Below are 20,573 nucleotides of genomic sequence, written 5' to 3' on the forward strand. Positions count from 1 at the left end.
ATAATTAGTTTAAATTAGAAATTTCAATTTTCTTTATCTGATCCCTAAGTTCAGCAGCTCTTTCATAATCTTCGTCATTAACCGCATCCTCAAGGTCATTTTGTAGTTTCTTTAGTTTTTCCTCTTTAGTTGCTGTTTTATAATTCTTATGGCTGTCATCAGACGTATTCTCCTCAAATTCGGAGATATCGTTTGAATCTAAATCATCAAGGTCAGGTTCTTCGTTTTGAATGTTTATTTTTGGAACAAACCCAATTTCATCCATGACTTCTTTTGCGACGTAAATCGGTGCATTAAATTTCATAGCAAGTGCTATAGCGTCCGAAGGTCTTGCGTCGAGCGGGTCGATTTCTTCGGAGTCCAGTATCAATTTAGCAAAAAAAGTAGAATCACGAAGTTCATTTATAACAACGCTTTCAATTCTGTATGATAGTACTTCCAGTAAGTTTTTTATAAGTTCATGAGTAAGTGGACGAGGGGGTTTTAGTCCCTCGAGTTCAAATGCAATTGCCTGAGCCTCAAAATGGCCAATAATTATCGGGATCCGTCTTTCGCCATCAACTTCTTTAAGCAGGAGAGCGTAACCTCCACCGCTTATTGCAGATGAAACCGGAATACCAGCAAGTTCAACTTTTATTAAATCATTATAATTCATTTATTACATACTTTCTTTAATATTATTACACTCAAAACGTCAAAAATGTTTCATAATTCTGTATCAAATTACAGCTAAACGAGATTAATTTAAAGGCACATCGTGAATAGCAAAAATACTCAGTTTTTAAGTTTTTTAATCTCCTCAGTCAATGCAGGCAGAACTTCGAAAACATCACCGATTATACCGTAATCTGCAACCTGAAAGATTGGAGCGTCTTTATCTTTATTAATAGCAACAATGAATTTTGATGATGACATACCTGCAAGGTGCTGGATAGCGCCGCTTATACCACAAGCAATGTACAGACTCGGGGAGACGGTCTTACCAGTCTGTCCGACCTGATCGCCGTGAGGTCTCCATCCTGCGTCAACAACAGCGCGTGAGGCACCTGTAGCTGCACCGAGCACTAATGCAAGGTCCTCAATAAGATTGAAATTCTCGGGACCTCTAAGTCCTCTTCCTCCTGAGACAATTATGTCTGCTTCAGCTACATCGAGCTTGCCTGAGGCTATTGAGACATCTGATACGTACGCCCCAAAATCACCAGCAGTGATACCAAGTGAATCGGAAGAAATTTTTTCAATTGCAGTATCATTACTATTTTCAACAGCTTTAAATACGTTCGGCCTAATAGTAGCGACAATTTTTTCTGTTTCGGATTTCACAAAAGTATAGCATTTACCGGCATACGCGGGTCTTTTAAATGAGACAGAACTTTCATCGAAAGCAAACTCAGTGCAATCAGTTATAATTGCAGAGTCAGTTTTAGCAGCAACGGAAGGTGCGATTTCCTTTCCGAAAGAAGTGGCGGATAATAAGATAATATCATAATCGTTGTTTTTTGCAAAACTACTGATTGCAGCTGCGAAAGAGCCATGAGAATACTTTATGTCAGAAATCCCGCTTTTGGAGTTCAGGTCATCTAATCCAATTTGATAAACTTTTGAAACACCATATTTACCGAGAGTTTTCAGCTGTTCGTCTGATGCATTATTAATCGTTATAACTGAAAATTCTTTGCCGAGTTTATCGGAAAGCATTTTCCCAGCGGATACTGCTTCAATAGCATTTGATTTAAAACTATTATCTTTTGTTTCTGCGAATACTAATATTTTACTCATAATAGAATTATATTTTAAAGGTTTAAATTACTTTAGCTTCTTCACGTAAAAGTCTGACGAGTTCGGGGACGTTTGCAACGCCGTCTGTAAATATTTTTCCACTGCCTTTTGCGTCCGGAAGTTTCATATCTGTTACTACTGATTTGGATGGTTCATCAACCGGGGATCTTTCTTCAATAGGTTTAGACTTTGAAGCCATAATACTTTTAAGGTTTGGATATCGAGGATTATTAATACCCTTTTGAGTTCCAATAACGACAGGCAATTTAGATTTCAGGATTTCCTTACCGCCTTCAATTTCACGTTCAACTACGACATCCTGACCATTAATTTCAAGTTTAGTTACTACGTTGACTGAGGGCAGATTTAAGAATTCAGCAGTCATTTTGGGGACAAGAAGTCCGTCAAAATCGATAGACTGTTTGCCAAAAAGAACGATATCAGGATTAATTTCCTTTAAAACCATAGCAAGATTCTTAGATACTGTGAATGAATCAAAATCATTGACGGCAGATTTTATCAGAATACCCTTATCAGCACCCATTTGAAAAGCTTTCTTTATACCTTCTTTTGCTCTATCAGTACCAAAAGAAACGGCAATAACTTCTCCTCCATTTTTCTCTTTAAGCTGAACTGCTTCTTCAACGGCGAATTCATCGTAAGGATTAATGATAAACGTAACACCTGATTCATCGATTGATTTAGAGTTTCCACCGACCTTAATTTTAGTAGTACTATCGGGTACGGTTGAAACACAAACTACAATTTTCATAATTCCAGATTAAATTTATAAAATTACTATTTTAACATTAATTTATATTTTAAAATTCAATAAAGACATTGAAAAAGATTAAAGAGTATGAGTAAATGTGACTTTAAGCTGCAAGATTAGATGGTGAAAGATACATTGAAAATAATGTAAAATCTGAGTATATTAAAAAATATCGCGGGATGGAGCAGTTGGTAGCTCGTCGGGCTCATAACCCGAAGGTCGCAGGTTCAAGTCCTGCTCCCGCTACAAAGATATGTCCGAAATGCTGATAGTGTTTCGGACTTTTTTATTTATGATGATTATTTAAAAAGATTTATTTAAATTACCGTATGAAGAAATATTATTACATATTTATTCCTGCTGCTGTTCTCATAATTACGATTTTGTTTTTAGTAACAGACAAGTCCGTACCACAAGAAAGGAGTGATAAAAAGATATTCACGGTAATACTTGATGCGGGGCACGGCGGCAAGGACCCGGGTACAATTGGAACGACAGGTGTTTATGAAAGAAATATAGTTTTACCAATAACACAGAAGATAAGGGATTATTTAAGCAAGGAATACACAGATATAAAAGTTATTATGACGAGAGACAGCGATGAATTTATAGAACTTAAGACAAGAGGAACCATATCAAACAGTGAAGGGGGCAATCTTTTCGTAAGCATACATTGCAACGCAAAAAAGATTGAAGAAAATGATAAAAGCGGTTTCGAAATATACGTTCTCGATTTAGCTCGTGTTGATGAAGCAAAGAATATTACTTATGATGAAAACATGTTCATCGCAAAATCCGAAAAACCAGATTCAGCATTCATTGAGCAGAGAAAAATACTTGCATCTATTTTTCAGCAAACATACCAGAGGTACAGCAACAGATTTGCAAGTATTATAGAAACTGAAATGATAAAAGGATGCAAACTGCCGAGCAGAGGAGTTTTTCAGGCAGGATTTTGGGTGCTGTTGAGTGCTTCAATGCCCTCTGTACTCGTTGAGTGCGGCTACCTTTCTAACAAGTCTGATGAAGAATACCTTAAATCAGATAAAGGTCAAACCGAAATTGCAAAGTCAGTTTTTAAGGCAATCAGATACTTCAAAATGGATTATGACTTTGAAAACTCATTAATGAATTAAACAAATATAATAATTTATTAATAGCTTATTAAAGCAGTAGAATAAAAAAAGCCGGAAAAACCATCCGGCTTTGATTTAATTTTACACAAATTTATTTCGTTAGAATCATTTTCTTCGTATCTGTAAATTTTTCAGCAGTTAGTCTATAATAATATACTCCGCTTGACAGGGAACTTCCATTGAACGAAGCCTCATAAATGCCTGCAGTTCTAACTCCGTTGAATAATGTTTGTACTTCTCTTCCCAAATAATCAAAAACAACTAAAGTTACAAATGAATTTTCAGGAATGGAATATTGAATCCTTGTGACAGGATTAAAGGGATTCGGATAATTTTGTCCCAGCTTAAAATTACTTGGCAATACATTTCCTGTATTTCCTAATGATGTCACCGGACTTATTACATAACGAATTTCTCCGACCATAGCACGGGATGCAAACCAGCTTCCAGATGGAGTAAAAGGTGCAGAACGGCCGTCACCTGTTATTAATGTGAGATTAGTATCTGCATACGTACTGTATGGCGGTGTTCCTGTACCAAAATATCTCGGTCCTGCACCCATAAATTTAATTGCTACCCCTACTGTATCAAAAGCAAGTACTGATATAGTAGGAAGGGTAAATACAAGCGATACACCGTTGGTTGTAGGACCTTGAGTTACCGTTACAATTCCGAGCGAAGTCCATCCGTCTGAGGAACTTCCCGGACCAGAGCCCACCGGACCTCCTAATGCTGTACCATTTCTGGTAAACACTTCAACATTGAAACCTCCCGAGGCTGAAGCAGTGTTTCCAGTTGTCATTTGAGTGACACTAATATTTCTTGACCCAGCAATCAGGTCAAAGAACATTGCCCAGTTTGAAGAACCACCGTTGTTTGAAGGACCAGGATTAGCTTGAATTGTGATTGTGTCTAAAAGATTTGGATTAAGAGCAGCAGTGTTATTTGTTTCAGAGTTTAAACTTCCGTTAAATGAAATAACGACAGCTGTTAAAATAAAAACAAAAACTATTGAATGTTTTAGATTTACTAACATATTGCCCCCAGTTTTATTTATACTTAACGGAACGTAATCAAAAATATGAAGAAACGCAAGTAAAATCTAATTTGGGTTTTTGTATATAATATAAGTGCTGAAATGAAATTCATCACAAGATTAAATTTTGACGTGTGAATTGAAATGGATTAAAAATTTCGTTGCGGAGAAGGAGAGATTCGAACTCTCGATAGAGTTGCCCCTATAACGGTTTTCGAGACCGCCGCTTTCAACCACTCAGCCACCTCTCCGTAATTTTATTATCTAATTAATTAAATTACCCATATTCTGATTAAGTTACAATGAAATCAAGAGCAGCGAGAGCAGCAAGAATGTGTGAATTAGAATTATTATGGTACAAAATATGCGCACTTTATGCGCACTTTATGCGCACTTTCAGCGCACTTAGAATAAAAATTAATGTAAAAAGGTATAATTAATGATGTGATTTATGAAAAAAAGGACTAATTCTGATTTGATGAAGTCGCGGTAAAAAAGTTAGTACCCCCGAGAGGATTCGAACCTCTAATATCTGATCCGTAGTCAGAGGGTTTATCCATTAGCCTACGGGGGCTTTATTAAACCCGTATAGATTTTAAATAATAATAAAGATAGTGTTTTTAAAAGTTTTATTAAATCCTATTATGATAAATAGTTTAGCAGGAATTATCGACACTTTATAATTATTCTTCTATAGCCAATAATATTAATAAAGGAACTTCATTTTTGATGGAAAAATTCTATTTTGCTTTTTAGAGTTATGATAAAAATTACAAACTTAAAGAAAACTTACGAGGGCGGGATTGAAGCTCTGAACGGCGTATCGTTTGATGTTAATCCATCTGAGATAACTGGTTACATTGGCGTTAATGGAGCGGGTAAATCCACAACGCTAAAAATTTTGTGCGGTGTGGTTACATTCGACGACGGGGAGGTTTTAATAAACGATTACAAGCTTCCTAATGACGCATTGAAGATTAAATCCATAACAGGTTACGTTCCCGAGACTCCTGAATTATTCAATTCATTGAGGGTGACTGAGTATTTTGATTTTTTAAAAGATGTAAGGGAAATTGAAGAAAGCAAATTCTTACGAAGAGTAGATTATTTTGCTGAGTTGTTTGAATTTAAGGATTTTTTAAATTCATCAATCGGCAAGCTCTCAAAAGGGAACAAACAAAAGGTGCTGATTGTATCTGCCCTGTTGCATAATCCTGATATTCTACTACTTGACGAGCCGCTTAACGGTCTTGATGCATATTCGATAATAACATTTCAGGATATAATCTCGAAACTCGCAAAACGAGGAAAGACAATCTTCTACTGTTCTCATTTACTTGATATAATGGAGAAGGTAAGCGACAGAGTAATTATCATAGAGAATGGAAGGATTAAAATAAATTCATCAAAAGAAGAGCTCAAGTCAAATAACGATTTCAAGTCATTGGAAAATATATTTCGAGATATGAGAGAAACAAGTTCAAGGAAAGAATTTTCGTATGACGAGATATTTGATTAATATCTTTCTTTTAACATTTTTCCTTTGTCCGAGTGTAAAGCCGCAGGCTCTTTTATCACTAAAAGATTCGAGCAATTTTTTCACAACGGATTTTAACAATGATATGAATGCGGCAAATTTCTTTGCTACATTGTCGGTAAAGACGAAAATAAAGAGTATGATGTTTACTGTCCGCAATGTATATAACTCCTCAGTAACAAAGTTCACAGAAAACTTTTCCAACGATAACAACAATCTTGAAGTTAGTTCGAGTTACAATTTTGCGAGGAATTTTTATGCGGGAGCAGGAGCGACGAGTAAGATTGTATATTCAAATCAGCAGCTTGATTTATCGAACGGATACTCAAATTTTTTCTTTACAAGTTTAGATTATTTGCCTACTGAGGAGTTTTATGTTAATACAAAATTTGGGATTAAAGACGAGAAGCAGATAGGAGTATACAATACCGGATTTTCGGGGATACTTGAATCAAGATTGAGAAATCTGAATATATCCGATTTTATTTCTTCGGGCAGCATATATATGTCTCTCGATAAATTTTCCGAGAGAACAAATTACAACTATGATTTAAACACAACCGTTGACAAGGTATTTTCTGAGAATGCGAGAAACAGCGGTACTTTACGGGCATTTACGCTTCGGACGGACTTCTACACACCTGCGACAAAGAGTATAACTGATAATTACGGGGTGATTAATAATATACAGTCAAGACTTGAAGATTATGTTCTTGTGAGTGATGACCTTGATTACAGTTTTAACAGAGATTTAAGGATAAAAATACAGGGAATGTTTTTTCTGAAGAATATAAAAAACCAATATAAGTTTAAACCAACCAGCTCTGGAATCCTGACAGAGAGTGTTTATGATAATAACATAAGAGAAAATTCACTGAGAGCGGGATTTGAGGCAGAATACCGACTGAAGTCATTGAGTACAAGACTGAATGTTTCTTACACAGAAAGGACAGAAGACCATGAGCCAATGAACACGGATTATTTGCCGGCAGTGCAGAGGACTGAAATTGAGAAAATTGAAAAGGACAAGAACAATAATAGTAAGACGGCTACGGCTTACATGGAGGTGATGTATAATCTTACAAACACTCATACGTTAAGGGTACAGGGGGCGACATCCATGCTGAGATACGATACTAACAGTGATATTAACTACGACGATAGAGATGAGCTTTTGCTGAACGGTATGATAACCCACAGGTATTATAACTTTAAAAATTTTTTATTAGAAACCTCTTTTGAATATAATTCTTCGATTTTAAATTATATTTTCAAGGAGAAGAGTTCGAATAATAATTCCAACAGAGTTTATAAACTTGGGTCTTACAGTATATTTAAACCTGCTGAAGGTGTTACAACGAAGAACTTTTTTCAGGTACTTTCAAATTACACTGTTTACAAGTACGAAGATATAGTATCTCAGGTGCAGAGTTTCTCATACAGGCAGCTATATCTGCTTGATTCTACTGAGATAAACATTACAAAGAAAGTATATGTCGGTTTATTTGGCGAGCTTAAACTGTACGAGCAGGGACAGTTTAATGAGGATAATTTTTCCGTAAAGCCGCTTGCATATTATGATGAGAGAACGCTCGGAACGAGCATAAACTATGAAACGCAGGGATTTATTAAGTTTTATCTGGGCTACAGGCACTATATAAGAAGATTTTATACGTACGAAAGAACGGATAAAATTTTAAAAAGGACGCAGAGTACATACGGACCGTTTGCCGGAATTATAGTGAATATGAAAAATAATTCAAGTATTTTTTTGCTTGGCGGATTAGACAGGGTAGAAGTAAGCGATAGTCCTGATGTACTTACGTCAGAGAATCTTGTTTTAAAAATTATTTGGAATATATAGGAAGTGAAATTGCATAAAGGAAGTCTTATATTGCAAAGCAAGCGAAGCGAGATTAGTAAACTTGAAAATCTGCTATTTACGCTGAATGAGTTCTATAAAATAGACCAGGAAAGGTTTGTAAATTTTCACATTGCTGTTTCGGAAGCACTGATGAATGCGATTGTTCACGGTAATAAAGAGTCTAAGGATAAAAGGGTATATGTTGATATCTTTGAGGAAGAAAATTCTGTAGAGCTAATAATAAAAGATGAAGGAACGGGTTTTAATACGAGCGATGTGCCCGATCCTACGAAGAATAACAATCTTTATAAGGACCACGGAAGGGGAATATTTATAATGAAATCACTGACTGACGGATATGAGTGCAAGACGTGCGAAAGCGGAACCACTGTTAAACTGAGGATAGTGATAAAAAAGTAATTATTATAAAATATTTTTATTAAATTAAAATAATTAAAAATGAAAATTACAATCGTTGGTGCCGGTAATGTTGGAGCAACAGCCGCACAAATAATCGTTGACCGAGCTTTGGCAAACGATGTTGTACTGCTTGATATCGTAGAAGGAGTGCCTCAGGGCAAAGCACTTGATATCTATCAATCTGCTGCAATACAGTATTCTGACACAAAAATACACGGTGTTAATACGTATGAACTTACTGCAAATTCTGATATTGCTGTAATCACAGCGGGTCTTCCAAGAAAGCCGGGTATGTCGAGGGATGACCTCTTGAACATTAATGCTGAAATTGTTTCGAATGCCACGAAGGAGATAGTAAAGTACTCACCTAATGCAATTATTATAGTAGTCTCGAATCCGCTTGATGCGATGACCTACGTATCGTTTGTAAACAGTCATTTTCCGAGGAACAGGGTTATAGGAATGTCAGGTGTACTTGATACGGCTCGTTTAAAAGCTTTCATATGTATGGAACTGAATGTTTCAATTGAAAACATAAATGCAATAGTTCTTGGCGGACACGGCGATTCTATGGTGCCGTTAATCAGGTACACAACCGTTGCGGGTATTCCACTTTCAGACTTACTGCCTAAGAACAGGATTGAGACATTGATAGAAAGGACAAGAAACGGCGGTGCAGAAATCGTAAAACTACTTAAGTCAGGAAGTGCATATTACGCACCAGCGGCATCTACGGTACAGATGATTGACGCAATCGTAAACAACAGGAAGTGGATAATGGCAGGATGTGTTTATCTGCAGGGTGAATTTGGTTATAATGATATATGTCTCGGAGTGCCGATAAAGATAGGTGCACAGGGGATGGAAGAAATTGTTCCGTTGAAGCTCACTGATGAAGAGAAAGCCGCACTTGATAAGTCGGCAAACGATGTGAAATCGATGTTAAAAGTAGTAAGTTAAAAATACAATTCAGATAACAAAAAAGCCCGATATAAGCGGGCTTTTTTATATATAAAAACAAATTGCTCTTATTCTACCGGTAGTACGTTAAGAATTTTTCTTCCCTGTTTATCGGTGAATTTTACCTTGCCGTCAATTAAAGCAAAAATTGTGTAATCCTTACCGAGGCCAACGTTTTTTCCAGGAATGAATTTTGTTCCTCTTTGTCTGACAAGAATATTTCCTGCTTTAACAACTTCTCCGCCGAACTTTTTAACACCGAGTCTCTGAGAGTTTGAATCGCGGCCGTTTTTAGAGCTGCCTAATCCTTTTTTATGTGCCATAACTTATAATTTATTAATTTATTTTATCAATTTGAACTTTTGTGTACTGTTGTTTATGACCTTTTCTAACCTTATAGCCTTTTCTTCTTTTCTTTTTGAAAACGATAATCTTTTCATCTTTTACATGGTCTAAAATTGTAGCTTCAACGTTATGATTCAACATAGGAGTTCCTACTTCGATAGCTTTAGCGTCGGGGGAAAAAATAAGAACCTTGTCAAAATTAACTTTAGCACCTTTTTCACCTGAAACTTTAGGTATAAATAGAGTCTGTTTTTCCTGAACCTTGTATTGTGAGCCTTTTATGTCAACGATTGCAAACATTTTTCGATATTATGATTTATAAAACATTCAATATAACAATTTTAGACCTTAATTTCAAAACATATATAAATCCCCGTATAATAAAAATAAAGAATCAAAATCTTTAGTAAATGGAAATTAATTCCAAAAATCGAGATATTTATCGGCAATCATAAATTTTAAACATAAATAAGCATGAACGGTAAATATGTAGTAAGAAATGCAGCATTACACGAGTTGAGTATTTTTACGGATTATGCGAGAAAAGAGGGCTGGAATCCGGGTTTGAATGACATAATGTCATTTTGGGAATCAGATAATAGGGGTTTTTTCGTCGGTCTACTCGATAACACTCCAATAGCAACGATTTCATGCGTGAAATATGACGATAATTTTGCTTTTATGGGATTTTATATAGTCCGCAGTGAATACAGAGAACATGGGTATGGGATAAAAATCTGGGACAATGCACTCGAGTACGCATGCGATATCAATATTGGATTAGATGGTGTACTTGCACAGCAACAAAACTATGAAAGGTCGGGCTTTAAACTGGCGTATAAAAACATTAGGTTTGAAGGATTGAATAATGTTGTTTCGGGTTTCGATAAAACTGTTGATTTTGATGAGAGTTTATTCGATGAACTAAACTCTTATGACAACAAACATTTTCTATCTGACAGGAGAGGTTTTTTAAAAGTCTGGTTCAAGAATGCAAAAGCGGTTAAAGTGAAATTACACGGAAGCAAAGCAACAGGTTTTGGAGTAATCAGGGAATGTTTCAGCGGTTATAAGATAGGACCCGTATTTGCTGACGACAAAAATACAGCTGAAGCAATAATTACTGACCTGTTAAAATCCATACCCATAGGTGAAAAGTTCTATCTTGATGTACCGGCTGTTAACAAGCGAGCCATTAGAATATGTGAAAAGATGTACATGAAAAAAGTATTTGAAACAGTGAGGATGTACAACAAGTACATTCCGGATGTACCTGTTAATAACGTATTTGGTGTTACAACGTTTGAGCTTGGTTAAATTTAAAACTATTCTACAGCAATTTCAAAGAAATAATACCTTCGTAAATAAGCTGAACAGCTATAGCGAGTATGAAGAATCCCATTATCCTGCTAAGAACGCCAATACCCGTATTACCGAGAATCTTAAAAAGTTTAGTAGATAGAATCAGCAGAACATAAACGATAACGCCTATTAAAAAAATACCTATACAAAATCCAAGGTAGTAATCGATAGAAGTGATTGACTTTGCGGATGTTAGACCGATAGCAGCACCAATAGAGCCGGGACCGCTGAGGACGGGCATAGCCATAGGAGTGAATGAAATATCCTGCTTTTCATTCAGTTCCCGGGTTTCATCTGTTGAAAGCTTACTCTTATTCGTGACCATTTCCCAGGCTGTATGCGCAACAATCAAACCACCGGCTACTTTAAGCACAGCGAGGTTTATATTGAAAAATTCAAGAAGAAGTTTACCCATAAAAAGAAATACTACAAGGATAGCAATGACGCTTATCGCTGTTTTTAGTGACATTTGTCTCCGGTACGCTTCGTCGCTGTTAGCAGTTAAAGTGCAGAAAAGCGGAACACCGCCAACAGGATTTACGAGCGGGAACAGAGTTATAAAAGCTATCGAAGCAGAATGTAAAAATACTTCCATAAGATTTTCAATTTATAAACAAATAATATACCAAAAATACTAATAAGATTTGAGTTAGAATATAATTAATCACATTAAGATTAATTAACAGAGGGGTCGACGGGGAAGCTTGCAATAGTGTTGTACTCACCGCCCATTCTTTTAAGAGTTTCAGCCCAGATTTTATCGGGTTCTAAGTCGAAAATTAGGTCAGCCTCTGATTCAGTTACAATCCATGTATTTCCCCGAAGTTCGCCGTCAAGCTGTCCGGCACTCCATCCTGAATATCCGAGAAAGAAAATAAAGTCACGAGGATTCAGACTACCTGATTCAGCGAGAAGTTTAAGCGTATTAAAATTTCCTCCCCAGAAAATACCATCACAAATCTCAAGACCTCCTTCGATAATATCACCCGCTCTATGAATGAAATTAACAATCTCAGTTTCTACAGGACCACCGAGCATTACCTTTGCATCAAATTCGGGAAAGTCTTCGACTAATTCACTTAGTTTTCCTTCAACCGGTCTGTTTATAACAAATCCCAGAGAACCGTTTTCGTTATATTCAGTCAAGACTATAACGGTTCGTGAAAAGAAATCCGACAAATGAGGTGCGGAGATTAATATTTTTCCTGCATCAACTTTTGATTCTTTATGTCCCATGCATTAATATATTAAAAAAACTTTAATTTCTGAATGTAATAAAACAGGTATTTTAATGGTATTTCAAAAAGTTAGATGTTTTGAAGCCGCTAATTTCTGATGCTGTTTTAGATTTTAAAAGTTAATTTAAATAGCTAAATTACCAATTAAACAATTTCTCCATAAATATAATAAATAAAATTAATCGTTTTAATGCCCAATGACAAAATAAACGATAGACTTAAGAAAATTAAGCTTATCGTATCAGATGTTGACGGATCGATAGCAGACAGCCAGAATGAGTTAGGTGAAGAAACAAAAGACCTTGTAAAAAAACTTGCGGCAAAAGACGTTAAAATCACATTCGCAACCCAAAGAATTCACTCATCGGTAACCGGTTTTGCTGAAGAACTTGGTATTGACATACCTATAATTTCAATAAACGGGGCACTCATAAAAGACATTAAAGGCAATATACTTTCCAAATCTATTGTAGATCCAAAAATTGTTAAAAAGGCAATGGATTTTGCCGAAAAGTATTTTGTTAGAATAGCTCTGGTACATGAGGATGAGATTGTCTTTACTGAAAGCAATTCAGTACTTCGAGACTTTATGTACAGGCTCGGTGCAGATTACAGGCTTGTAGATTCATACGATAAATACACCGACAACATTCTTGAGATAATAATGATGGGAAATGAAAAAAGTGTTGTACGGTATATACAGAAGAAAATAAATTTTCCATGGAAGTTGTTTCACACTGCAAAATATTTCCGTTCGAGTTCAAAACTTGGAGTTTATCATCTTGAAGTCAGAAAATCCGGGACATCGAAGAAAACGGGAATTCACAAGCTTGTTAAACATCTTGGTTATCATAAGAACCAGGTTGCTGTGATAGGGGACTGGTTCAACGACCGGGTTCTATTCGAATACGGCGGATTCAACGTTGCACTTCAGAATGCAGTTGCAGAATTGAAGTTGATGGCTGATTATGTAACCGAGAAAACGAATGATGAAGACGGGGTAGCTGAGTTTCTTAAAATGGTTTACGATTCAAAATAAATATAATTATATTTTAAATGAGAAAGATTGTAGAATGCGTTCCGAATATCTCAGAAGGGCGCAATCAAAGCATTATAGATGCTTGTGCAGAATCTGTACGCAAGGTAAAAGGAGTTAAACTTCTTGATGTTGACCCGGGAAAATCGACAAACAGAACAGTGTTCACTTTTGTAGGTGACCCCGAATCTGTTGTAGAAGCTGCTTTTCAATTCGCTAAGACAGCGTTTGAACTGATTGATATGACGCAGCATTTCGGTGAGCATCCGAGAATGGGAGCAGTTGATGTATGTCCATTCGTTCCTGTGGCAAACGTCAGCATAGAGGAATGTATAGATTGCTCAAAGAAATACGGCGAACGAGTAGGGAAAGAACTTGGTATTCCTGTGTATCTATACGAAGAAGCTTCTTCAAACCCTGCACGCAAGATGCTGAAGCAGATTCGTTCAGGTGAATATGAAGGTATTAAAGATAAAATCTATAAACCCGAATGGAAACCGGATTTCGGTCCGCAGGAGTTTATTCCTAAATCCGGTGCAACAGTAACCGGTGTAAGATTCTTCCTGATAGCTTATAACGTAAATATTCTTGGTACAAAAGAGCAGGCACACAGGATAGCGCTTAACATACGCGAACAGGGCAGGAGTGATAATGAACCGGGAAGATTGAGTGCCGTTAAAGCGATAGGCTGGTACGTGAACGAATACAACATGGCACAGGTTTCTATGAATCTTGACAACTTTAAAATTACTCCCCCGCATGTTGCTTTTGAAGAATGCGTAAAGGATGCAAAAGAACTTAACATCGCCGCAGCAGGAAGCGAGCTTGTTGGTTTAATACCTCTTGAAGCAATGCTTATGGCTGCTGAGTATTACATAGAAAGGGAAAATCTTTTTATTCTTGATGAAAAACAGAAAATTAGACTTGTTATTGAACGGATGGGACTTTCTTCAATTTCACAGTTTATTCCTGAAAAGAGAATTATAGAATACATGCTTGATGAAGAAGTTAATGAACCTCTCGCAAACATGACAGTCCGAGACTTTACTGAGCTTGTTGGTGCAAGAACCTCGGCTCCGGGCGGAGGAAGTGTCTCAGCACTTGCGGCATCGCTCGGTGCAGGTCTTGGTGCAATGATGGGATGGATGAGTTACGGCAGCAAGAAGTTTGAGCATATCGATTCAAAGATGAGGAAATTTATACCGCCTTTGCATTTTGCAATGAAGCAGTTGATATTAATGATTGACGCTGATACGAACGCATTTAATGATTACATGAATGCGATGAGATTGCCTAAAAACACCGAGGAAGAGAAAAGAGCGAGGAATCAAATGATGCAGGATGGACTTAAGAAAGCTGTAGAAGTACCTTTAAAAGTGATGAGAACTGCGGACGGGTGCTGGGATTCCATGAAAGAAATGGCTAAGTATGGAAATCTTTCTTCTGCTTCAGACCTTGAGGTTGGAGCGAAGTGTCTCGAAACCGGAATATGGGGTGCCTTCAAAAACGTAAAAATAAATTTACCCCAGATTCAGGATGAGGATTATAAATCAGAAGTATTGAATGAGGGAAATGAAATTCTCGATAGAGCAGTAAAAAATCTGAAACAGGTTGAAAGGCTGCTTGAAAAGAGAGTCTGATTCCAGTTAAGCATTAGTAAAAAATTCTTTTCCGTCGAGACTGTGATGTCTAATCACTCCAGCCCGGACTAAATTTACGAGTGTTCTTCCCGCTCGTCTTTCGGAAATATTTGCTAATTTCTTAAATTCCTTAACCGAAATTTTGTCATATTCTTCCAGATACTTTAAAAGTATCTTTTCTGCATCACCAAGATTAATCACAAGCGGAGAATTGTCGAAATTTGAGAATTTTAGTATGCTTGCTGTTTCTTTTGATGCGATTATAGATTTGTCCTTATACCTGATATAAACCCTTGCAGATTTCTTATCATTTTCATCAATGAGTTTATGCGGCTTTTTGTTGCTCTCGGGTATTATAATCACAACTACATCTTTCGACTTAACTGGTACTATTTCAGTAGAATATTTTATTTCGGGTTCACAGTAAAACCTTGCAGCAGTTTCAATAAGGTCAAGTTCAGATTTTTCGCTTTCCACTCCGGATATGGATTTATCATCATCTACTCCAAAAAGAATATATCCGCCCTTGGTATTCGCAAAAGCAATCATTTCTTTTGCAATTTTCCGTGAGGTTGAAAATTTTCTTTTAAATTCAACGGTCTCGCTTTCGCCGTCTTCAATGAGAGTAAATATATCCAGAACCATGTTGTGTGAGGTTTAAGAGACAGAATCGATATAATCCTGAAGAATTATTTGTGCCGATATAGAATCAACGAGACCTTTATTCTGTCTTTTCTTCTTGCTTAATCCTGAACTTTCGAGGTTGTATGAGGCAAGACTGCTTGTAAGCCTTTCATCGAAAAAAATAAGTTCAGCATCGAGAGAGTTTTTACTGAGCAAAGATGAAAGTTTTTCTCTGAAAGATTCTACATCTTCAGTTGAATGCGTTTTTTCTGAGTTAAATCTCAGCGGATAACCAATAACAATCTTTGAAATGCTTTCTTTCCTTATTAATTCCAGGAGCTTATCAAAAAATTTATTATCATTTAATAAATGATCACGCTGGAATGCGTATTTCTTCGAATTATCGCTAACAGAAATACCAACTCGCTTCAAACCGTAATCGATACCCAGGTACTTTGTTTCCAATTATGCAGCTATTCGCTTTTATCCGTTTCGTAAGGTTCTTTTAAAAAATTCTTTATCAACCGTCCCGGTCTGAAAAGAATTTTTCTTCTTCCCGGTACGTAAACAAACTCGCCGGTAATCAGATTTCTTGCTTTTGGTTTCGGCTTTGTACTTTTAACCTCAAAAATTCCGAAATCTCTTATCTCAAGCCTTACGAATGGCTTGGCTTCGGTTATAAGTTCTCTTAATGACTCTATTAGAGTGTCCACGATTAACTTCTTAGTTATTTTTTTCCCAAGAAGTTTATCTTCAAGTTTGCGTTCAATATCTTTACGCGTTTTTGTTGGTACCCTTTCTTTCTTTTTTCTCAAAGGTTTAGAGTTTCCGTTTGTCTCCATTACGCATCTCCTATTATTTTGTAAAATCTTCTAAAATAAAGATATAAAGAATAAATTATTAAAAATACAGATATATAGTAAAGATAACTGATTGCTTTTTTTAAAAGTTCAAAATTTTCATAGTTAAAAACTGCTAATAACACTATAATTCCGATGCTGAACACAGCAAGTTTTCCAGGATAATTTGACATCAACACAATCTTGCTTTTTGATTTTAGATAGAGCCCAAAAACAAGTATCAGAACATCTCTTGCAACAACTACAATAAAGAACCATGTTTCAAGCCTTCCCTGAAAGAAAAGAATAATTGCTATGCTTACCACTGCTATCTTATCAGCAAGCGGGTCGATTATTTTACCAAGTTCAGAAACTTGATTTAATTTTCGTGCAAGGTATCCGTCTAAAAGGTCGGATATGTACATTGCAATTAATAAAGCTGCAATTATGTTTGTGTTATTGTGATTCTGGTTAATAAGAAAATAAATTACGGGAATTACAAGAATTATCCGCAATAAAGATATTTGATTTGATATGTAAAAAAACTCTTTATTCAATACATTAATTATATGTTTAAACAATCCAATTGTTAAAGTAATAAATTTTAAATTTAATTAAACTATATTACTTTATTAAAAAACAATTTAATTTGAATCAATAAAACTGATATGAACGTTTATCTTGATAATGCAGCTTCAACTAAAACTGATGAGAGGGTGCTGGAAGCTATGCTGCCTTACTTGAAAGAACATTATGGGAATCCTTCTTCGACTCATCGGCAAGGGAAATTACTAAAAGTTTTAATCGAAGAATCAAGAGAAGCTATTGCAGATTTCTTTGGCACCAAACCTAAAGAAATATTTTTTACAAGCGGCGGTACGGAATCGAATAATTTTGCGATTAAAGGACTTGCATTCATAAACGGAAAAGGTAGTCATTACATTACATCGTCAACAGAACATCCCGCAGTTCTTGACACTTTCACATATCTGCGGAAATTTGGTTATGATACAGAAATAATAAAACCAAACTCTGAAGGATTAATAACGAGAGAAATCCTCGAACCGCATTTAAAAGAGAACACAAAACTCGTTTCTGTCATGCACGCCAACAATGAAACGGGTACAGTAAATGATATAAGGTCTATATCCGAATTGTGTAAAAGTTTTGGAGCCGCTTTTCACAGCGACACTGTACAAAGTGTGGGTAAAACTTCAGTTAAGCCAAAAGAACTTGGGATTGATTTTCTAACTGTTTCAGCGCATAAAATTTACGGACCAAAAGGAGTAGGGATTCTGTTTGTTGATGAGAGCCTGAAGATTGATAAATATTTTCATGGAGGCGGGCAGGAAAGGAACATGCGCGGGGGTACTGAAAACGCTGCCGGTATAGCTGGGCTTAAAAAGGCAATTGAAATACTAAAAGAATCGATGCAGGGGGATATAATTCATTACGGAAATTTGAAGAATTTATTCCTGAAAGAACTTGATAATAATTTCAAAGATAAATACAGGATAAACGGAAGCAGGGAAAATACACTTAATAATATTGTTAATGTTTCATTCTTGCCGGATAAGATTAACGTACCATCGGGAATGCTGACAATTATGCTCGACTTGAAGGAAGTCTCTGTCTCGGGTGGTTCTGCATGTTCGTCGGGTTCGGTGAAACCTTCGAATGTGCTGCTTGATCTCGGTGTTGACGAAAGAACTGCCCTCTCATCTATAAGGGTTTCTTTCGGAAGGTTTAACACTGAAAAAGATGTTCAGACTCTTGTAAAGGCTTTGAAGGAGATACTTATAAAATAAGTATTAGTTTTTTTGTGATAGATGTTTTTTCTTCTTGGAAGGAAAAATTGTCATTATTATTCCAATCAGCACATAAAGCAGACCTATAGGAAAAATCGCAACTCCTTTTGTTAAAATTATAATCATAATACCTGCAAATAAGAAAATGAACTGTAGCGGATTTGATTTAATTGCTTTCAAACTAAATGAGGAAGGCATTGCAGGAAACCTAAAATTACTTACCATTAAAAGCGAAACGGCAATGGTCAGTACGAAAATAAACACTTCACTGAATTCCTTAGTGAATATTTTATTATGGAAATAAATTACATAAGAACAAAGAATCAATGCTGACATCGGAGTTGGAATACCATAAAATACATCTTTGCTGTAACCTGTTAGGCTGATGTTAAACTTTGCAAGCCTGATAGCAGAAAAAGCAAGAACCAACGATGCAACGAGTATTCCCGAAGCATTATAATCTATAAAGAAGAACTGGTAAAGCAAAAACGCTGGCGCAAACCCAAAAGAAACTATATCAGAAAGCGAATCAAGTTCCACACCGAAATCAGAAGCAGAATCGAGAATTCTTGCAACGAGTCCGTCAAACACATCAAACACGGCAGCATACAATATAAAAAGTACGGCAGTCTCAAATTCTTTATTTGAAGAGTTTATTACAGAAGCAAAACCGCAGAATGCATTAAGAATCGTAAACAGACTCGGTATAAATTTTTTTGATATTATCATTTAAGGTTTGCTAATATTGTACGACCTGCTGTAACTTTGTCTCCTATCTTTACCTTAATTTCTGTGTCAGCATTAAAAAGCAAGTCAACTCTTGAACCGAACTTTATCATTCCGAATTTCGCTCCTGCTTTTACTCTGCTGTCAAGTTTCACGTCGCATACAATCCTTCTCGCAACAAAACCTGCAATTTGTTTGAAGATAAGCTTTTTACCGTCATTTGCTTCAATCCCAAGTTCACTTCTTTCATTCTTTTCAGACGCTTTGTGGTTAAAGGCAACTAAATACTCGCCTTTTATATAATTGAAATATTTTAAAGTACCGCTTACGGGATAGCAGTTGACGTGTACATTTAGAGGTGATAGAAAAATGCTTAGCTGCTTTAAATTTATATCGCCAAAGAATTCCTTATAATTGTTGTTTATATTTTCAATTAGAACAACCTTGCCGTCAGCGGGTGATAAAACAGATGAAACATCTAAATTTGACGGAAGTTCTCTTGCGGGGTCTCTAAAAAAGTAAAGAGTGAACAGCAGTAGCAGAAGTGAAACACTGAACAGAATTATCTTCGCGGCAGGATTGCTTATCCAGAATGCTATTATATCAACAGCAAGCGTTATGTAAACAACTTTCATCACAACATCTTTGCCGTAACTTGTAATTTTCATTTTACGGTTAACTCTTAATACGGTTTAGTATTTCCTCGTAAGCATCCTCAACTTTACCGAGGTCAAACCTGAACCTATCCTTGTCAAGTTTTTCATTCGTTTCAACGTCCCAGAATCTGCATGTGTCTGGAGAAATCTCGTCTGCAAGAATTATACTGTTATCTTTATCTCTTCCGAATTCAAGCTTAAAATCAACTACTCTTATATTTCTTTTCCTGAAAAAAGTAACAAGTAATTCGTTAATTATCAGCGTCAATGATTTAATGTATTCCATTTCCTTAACCGATGCAAGACCCATAGCATTTATATGATCGACCGTAAACAAAGGGTCGCCGAGTATATCAGATTTAAGGTAATATTCCACAATCGGAGTCTGAAGAGATGTACCTTCCTTAAAACCAAATTTTTTCACAAGACTTCCGGCGGCAACGTTTCTGCACACAACTTCGACCTTTATAATCTCAACCTTCTTTACAATCATTTCATTTTCAGATATCTTTTCTACGAAATGCGTGGGTATTCCATTCTCGCCGAGATAGTTCATAAGTATAGTCGTAATTTCAGTATTTCTGATTCCCTTATTATGAATAACATCTTTCTTAAGCCCGTTAAAAGCAGTTGCATCATCCTTAAATTCCTGAATGACTACTTCGTTATTGCCGGCAATGGAATATATCCGTTTCGCCTTGCCTTCGTACAATAGAGTTTTTTCCAATTTCGTATTGATTTAATTTATCATTTCATCAAATTAAGAATTTTAAACTTAAAATTCTATTCTTACAA

General features: G+C 36.0%; 24 protein-coding genes and 3 tRNA genes. 10 read left to right on the top strand and 17 right to left on the bottom strand.

Annotated elements, in window-relative coordinates; all coding sequences use genetic code 11:
* Nucleotides 1-4: 4 nt before the first annotated feature.
* From WC644_13055 to WC644_13065, 3 genes are all read right to left on the bottom strand, one after another.
* Complete coding sequence (locus WC644_13055; protein MFA5012865.1) at nt 5-655, bottom strand: bifunctional nuclease family protein; 651 nt, start codon at nt 653-655, stop codon at nt 5-7.
* A 119-nt stretch (nt 656-774) separates the two neighbouring features.
* Nucleotides 775-1,779: an electron transfer flavoprotein subunit alpha/FixB family protein gene (locus WC644_13060; protein MFA5012866.1), complete on the bottom strand. Its 1,005-nt coding sequence runs from the start codon at nt 1,777-1,779 to the stop codon at nt 775-777.
* A 22-nt stretch (nt 1,780-1,801) separates the two neighbouring features.
* Nucleotides 1,802-2,551: an electron transfer flavoprotein subunit beta/FixA family protein gene (locus tag WC644_13065; protein MFA5012867.1), complete on the bottom strand. Its 750-nt coding sequence runs from the start codon at nt 2,549-2,551 to the stop codon at nt 1,802-1,804.
* 173 nt (nt 2,552-2,724) lie between these two features.
* Between WC644_13065 and WC644_13070 the strand changes: the two genes are divergently transcribed.
* Both WC644_13070 and WC644_13075 read left to right on the top strand, forming a co-directional pair.
* Nucleotides 2,725-2,797, top strand: a tRNA-Met gene (locus WC644_13070).
* An 83-nt stretch (nt 2,798-2,880) separates the two neighbouring features.
* A complete protein-coding gene (locus tag WC644_13075) occupies nt 2,881-3,687 on the top strand; it encodes an N-acetylmuramoyl-L-alanine amidase (protein ID MFA5012868.1) in 807 nt (268 codons plus the stop codon).
* Between the two features lie 91 nt (nt 3,688-3,778).
* Here WC644_13075 and WC644_13080 read toward each other — a convergent pair whose 3' ends face one another.
* The 3 genes from WC644_13080 to WC644_13090 all read right to left on the bottom strand — a co-directional run bounded on the left by WC644_13080 (nt 3,779) and on the right by WC644_13090 (nt 5,297).
* Nucleotides 3,779-4,723, bottom strand: a complete 945-nt coding sequence (locus WC644_13080; protein ID MFA5012869.1) for a T9SS type A sorting domain-containing protein — start codon at nt 4,721-4,723, stop codon at nt 3,779-3,781.
* A 164-nt stretch (nt 4,724-4,887) separates the two neighbouring features.
* Nucleotides 4,888-4,974, bottom strand: a tRNA-Ser gene (locus WC644_13085).
* Between the two features lie 251 nt (nt 4,975-5,225).
* Nucleotides 5,226-5,297 (bottom strand) — tRNA-Arg (locus WC644_13090).
* Between the two features lie 186 nt (nt 5,298-5,483).
* Here WC644_13090 and WC644_13095 point away from each other — a divergent pair.
* Genes WC644_13095 through mdh form a run of 4 tightly spaced genes read left to right on the top strand, consistent with a single transcriptional unit; the run spans nt 5,484 to nt 9,504 of the window.
* The gene (locus tag WC644_13095) at nt 5,484-6,242 is read left to right on the top strand and encodes an ABC transporter ATP-binding protein (protein ID MFA5012870.1); all 759 of its coding nucleotides are present in this window, start codon (nt 5,484-5,486) and stop codon (nt 6,240-6,242) included.
* On the top strand, nt 6,223-8,124 hold the full coding sequence (locus tag WC644_13100; protein ID MFA5012871.1) for a hypothetical protein: 1,902 nt from the start codon (nt 6,223-6,225) through the stop codon (nt 8,122-8,124). The genes WC644_13095 and WC644_13100 overlap by 20 nt, the downstream gene beginning before the upstream one ends.
* Nucleotides 8,125-8,127: 3 nt before the next feature.
* Nucleotides 8,128-8,544 carry an ATP-binding protein gene (locus WC644_13105; protein ID MFA5012872.1) on the top strand — a complete coding sequence of 139 codons (417 nt, stop codon included), beginning with the start codon at nt 8,128-8,130 and terminating at the stop codon, nt 8,542-8,544.
* Nucleotides 8,545-8,583: 39 nt separating this feature from the next.
* Complete coding sequence (gene mdh, locus WC644_13110; GenBank protein ID MFA5012873.1) at nt 8,584-9,504, top strand: malate dehydrogenase; 921 nt, start codon at nt 8,584-8,586, stop codon at nt 9,502-9,504.
* Between the two features lie 68 nt (nt 9,505-9,572).
* On the opposite strand, the gene rpmA is transcribed toward mdh, so the two are convergent.
* Both rpmA and rplU read right to left on the bottom strand, forming a co-directional pair.
* Nucleotides 9,573-9,827, bottom strand: coding sequence for a 50S ribosomal protein L27 (gene rpmA, locus WC644_13115; GenBank protein ID MFA5012874.1), 255 nt, complete (start codon nt 9,825-9,827; stop codon nt 9,573-9,575).
* A 13-nt stretch (nt 9,828-9,840) separates the two neighbouring features.
* Nucleotides 9,841-10,149 (bottom strand): 50S ribosomal protein L21, encoded by a 309-nt coding sequence (gene rplU / locus WC644_13120; protein MFA5012875.1) that lies wholly within the window; start codon nt 10,147-10,149, stop codon nt 9,841-9,843.
* A gap of 174 nt (nt 10,150-10,323) precedes the next feature.
* Between rplU and WC644_13125 the strand changes: the two genes are divergently transcribed.
* Complete coding sequence (locus tag WC644_13125) at nt 10,324-11,166, top strand: GNAT family N-acetyltransferase (protein ID MFA5012876.1); 843 nt, start codon at nt 10,324-10,326, stop codon at nt 11,164-11,166.
* A 13-nt stretch (nt 11,167-11,179) separates the two neighbouring features.
* On the opposite strand, the gene WC644_13130 is transcribed toward WC644_13125, so the two are convergent.
* Together WC644_13130 and WC644_13135 are read right to left on the bottom strand one after the other, a co-directional pair.
* On the bottom strand, nt 11,180-11,806 hold the full coding sequence (locus WC644_13130; protein ID MFA5012877.1) for a MarC family protein: 627 nt from the start codon (nt 11,804-11,806) through the stop codon (nt 11,180-11,182).
* A gap of 80 nt (nt 11,807-11,886) precedes the next feature.
* Complete coding sequence (locus WC644_13135) at nt 11,887-12,447, bottom strand: YqgE/AlgH family protein (GenBank protein ID MFA5012878.1); 561 nt, start codon at nt 12,445-12,447, stop codon at nt 11,887-11,889.
* 192 nt (nt 12,448-12,639) lie between these two features.
* Between WC644_13135 and WC644_13140 the strand changes: the two genes are divergently transcribed.
* Complete coding sequence (locus tag WC644_13140) at nt 12,640-13,488, top strand: HAD family hydrolase (protein ID MFA5012879.1); 849 nt, start codon at nt 12,640-12,642, stop codon at nt 13,486-13,488.
* A gap of 17 nt (nt 13,489-13,505) precedes the next feature.
* Nucleotides 13,506-15,125 (top strand): glutamate formimidoyltransferase, encoded by a 1,620-nt coding sequence (ftcD, locus tag WC644_13145; protein MFA5012880.1) that lies wholly within the window; start codon nt 13,506-13,508, stop codon nt 15,123-15,125.
* Nucleotides 15,126-15,131: 6 nt separating this feature from the next.
* Here the strand turns inward: ftcD and WC644_13150 are convergent, their stop codons facing one another.
* Genes WC644_13150 through WC644_13165 form a run of 4 tightly spaced genes read right to left on the bottom strand, consistent with a single transcriptional unit; the run spans nt 15,132 to nt 17,169 of the window.
* The gene (locus WC644_13150) at nt 15,132-15,770 is read right to left on the bottom strand and encodes an ATP-binding protein (GenBank protein ID MFA5012881.1); all 639 of its coding nucleotides are present in this window, start codon (nt 15,768-15,770) and stop codon (nt 15,132-15,134) included.
* A 12-nt stretch (nt 15,771-15,782) separates the two neighbouring features.
* Nucleotides 15,783-16,214: a Holliday junction resolvase RuvX gene (ruvX, locus tag WC644_13155; protein MFA5012882.1), complete on the bottom strand. Its 432-nt coding sequence runs from the start codon at nt 16,212-16,214 to the stop codon at nt 15,783-15,785.
* 8 nt (nt 16,215-16,222) lie between these two features.
* Nucleotides 16,223-16,591, bottom strand: coding sequence for an HU family DNA-binding protein (locus tag WC644_13160; protein ID MFA5012883.1), 369 nt, complete (start codon nt 16,589-16,591; stop codon nt 16,223-16,225).
* On the bottom strand, nt 16,591-17,169 hold the full coding sequence (locus tag WC644_13165) for a CDP-alcohol phosphatidyltransferase family protein (GenBank protein MFA5012884.1): 579 nt from the start codon (nt 17,167-17,169) through the stop codon (nt 16,591-16,593). Before WC644_13165 ends, WC644_13160 begins: the two co-directional genes overlap by 1 nt.
* An 87-nt stretch (nt 17,170-17,256) precedes the next feature.
* On the opposite strand from WC644_13165, the gene WC644_13170 reads away from it, so the two are divergent.
* Entirely contained in the window at nt 17,257-18,396 is a 1,140-nt protein-coding gene (locus WC644_13170) for a cysteine desulfurase family protein (GenBank protein MFA5012885.1), read from the top strand.
* Nucleotides 18,397-18,399: 3 nt separating this feature from the next.
* On the opposite strand, the gene pssA is transcribed toward WC644_13170, so the two are convergent.
* Genes pssA through purC form a run of 3 tightly spaced genes read right to left on the bottom strand, consistent with a single transcriptional unit; the run spans nt 18,400 to nt 20,505 of the window.
* Nucleotides 18,400-19,125 (bottom strand): CDP-diacylglycerol--serine O-phosphatidyltransferase, encoded by a 726-nt coding sequence (pssA, locus tag WC644_13175; protein MFA5012886.1) that lies wholly within the window; start codon nt 19,123-19,125, stop codon nt 18,400-18,402.
* Entirely contained in the window at nt 19,122-19,790 is a 669-nt protein-coding gene (locus WC644_13180) for a phosphatidylserine decarboxylase family protein (GenBank protein ID MFA5012887.1), read from the bottom strand. Before WC644_13180 ends, pssA begins: the two co-directional genes overlap by 4 nt.
* A 7-nt stretch (nt 19,791-19,797) precedes the next feature.
* Nucleotides 19,798-20,505 (bottom strand): phosphoribosylaminoimidazolesuccinocarboxamide synthase, encoded by a 708-nt coding sequence (gene purC / locus WC644_13185; GenBank protein ID MFA5012888.1) that lies wholly within the window; start codon nt 20,503-20,505, stop codon nt 19,798-19,800.
* Nucleotides 20,506-20,573: the final 68 nt, after the last annotated feature.

The organism is Ignavibacteria bacterium (assembly GCA_041649015.1).
GTDB lineage: Bacteria > Bacteroidota > Ignavibacteria > Tepidaquicellales > Tepidaquicellaceae > CAIKZJ01.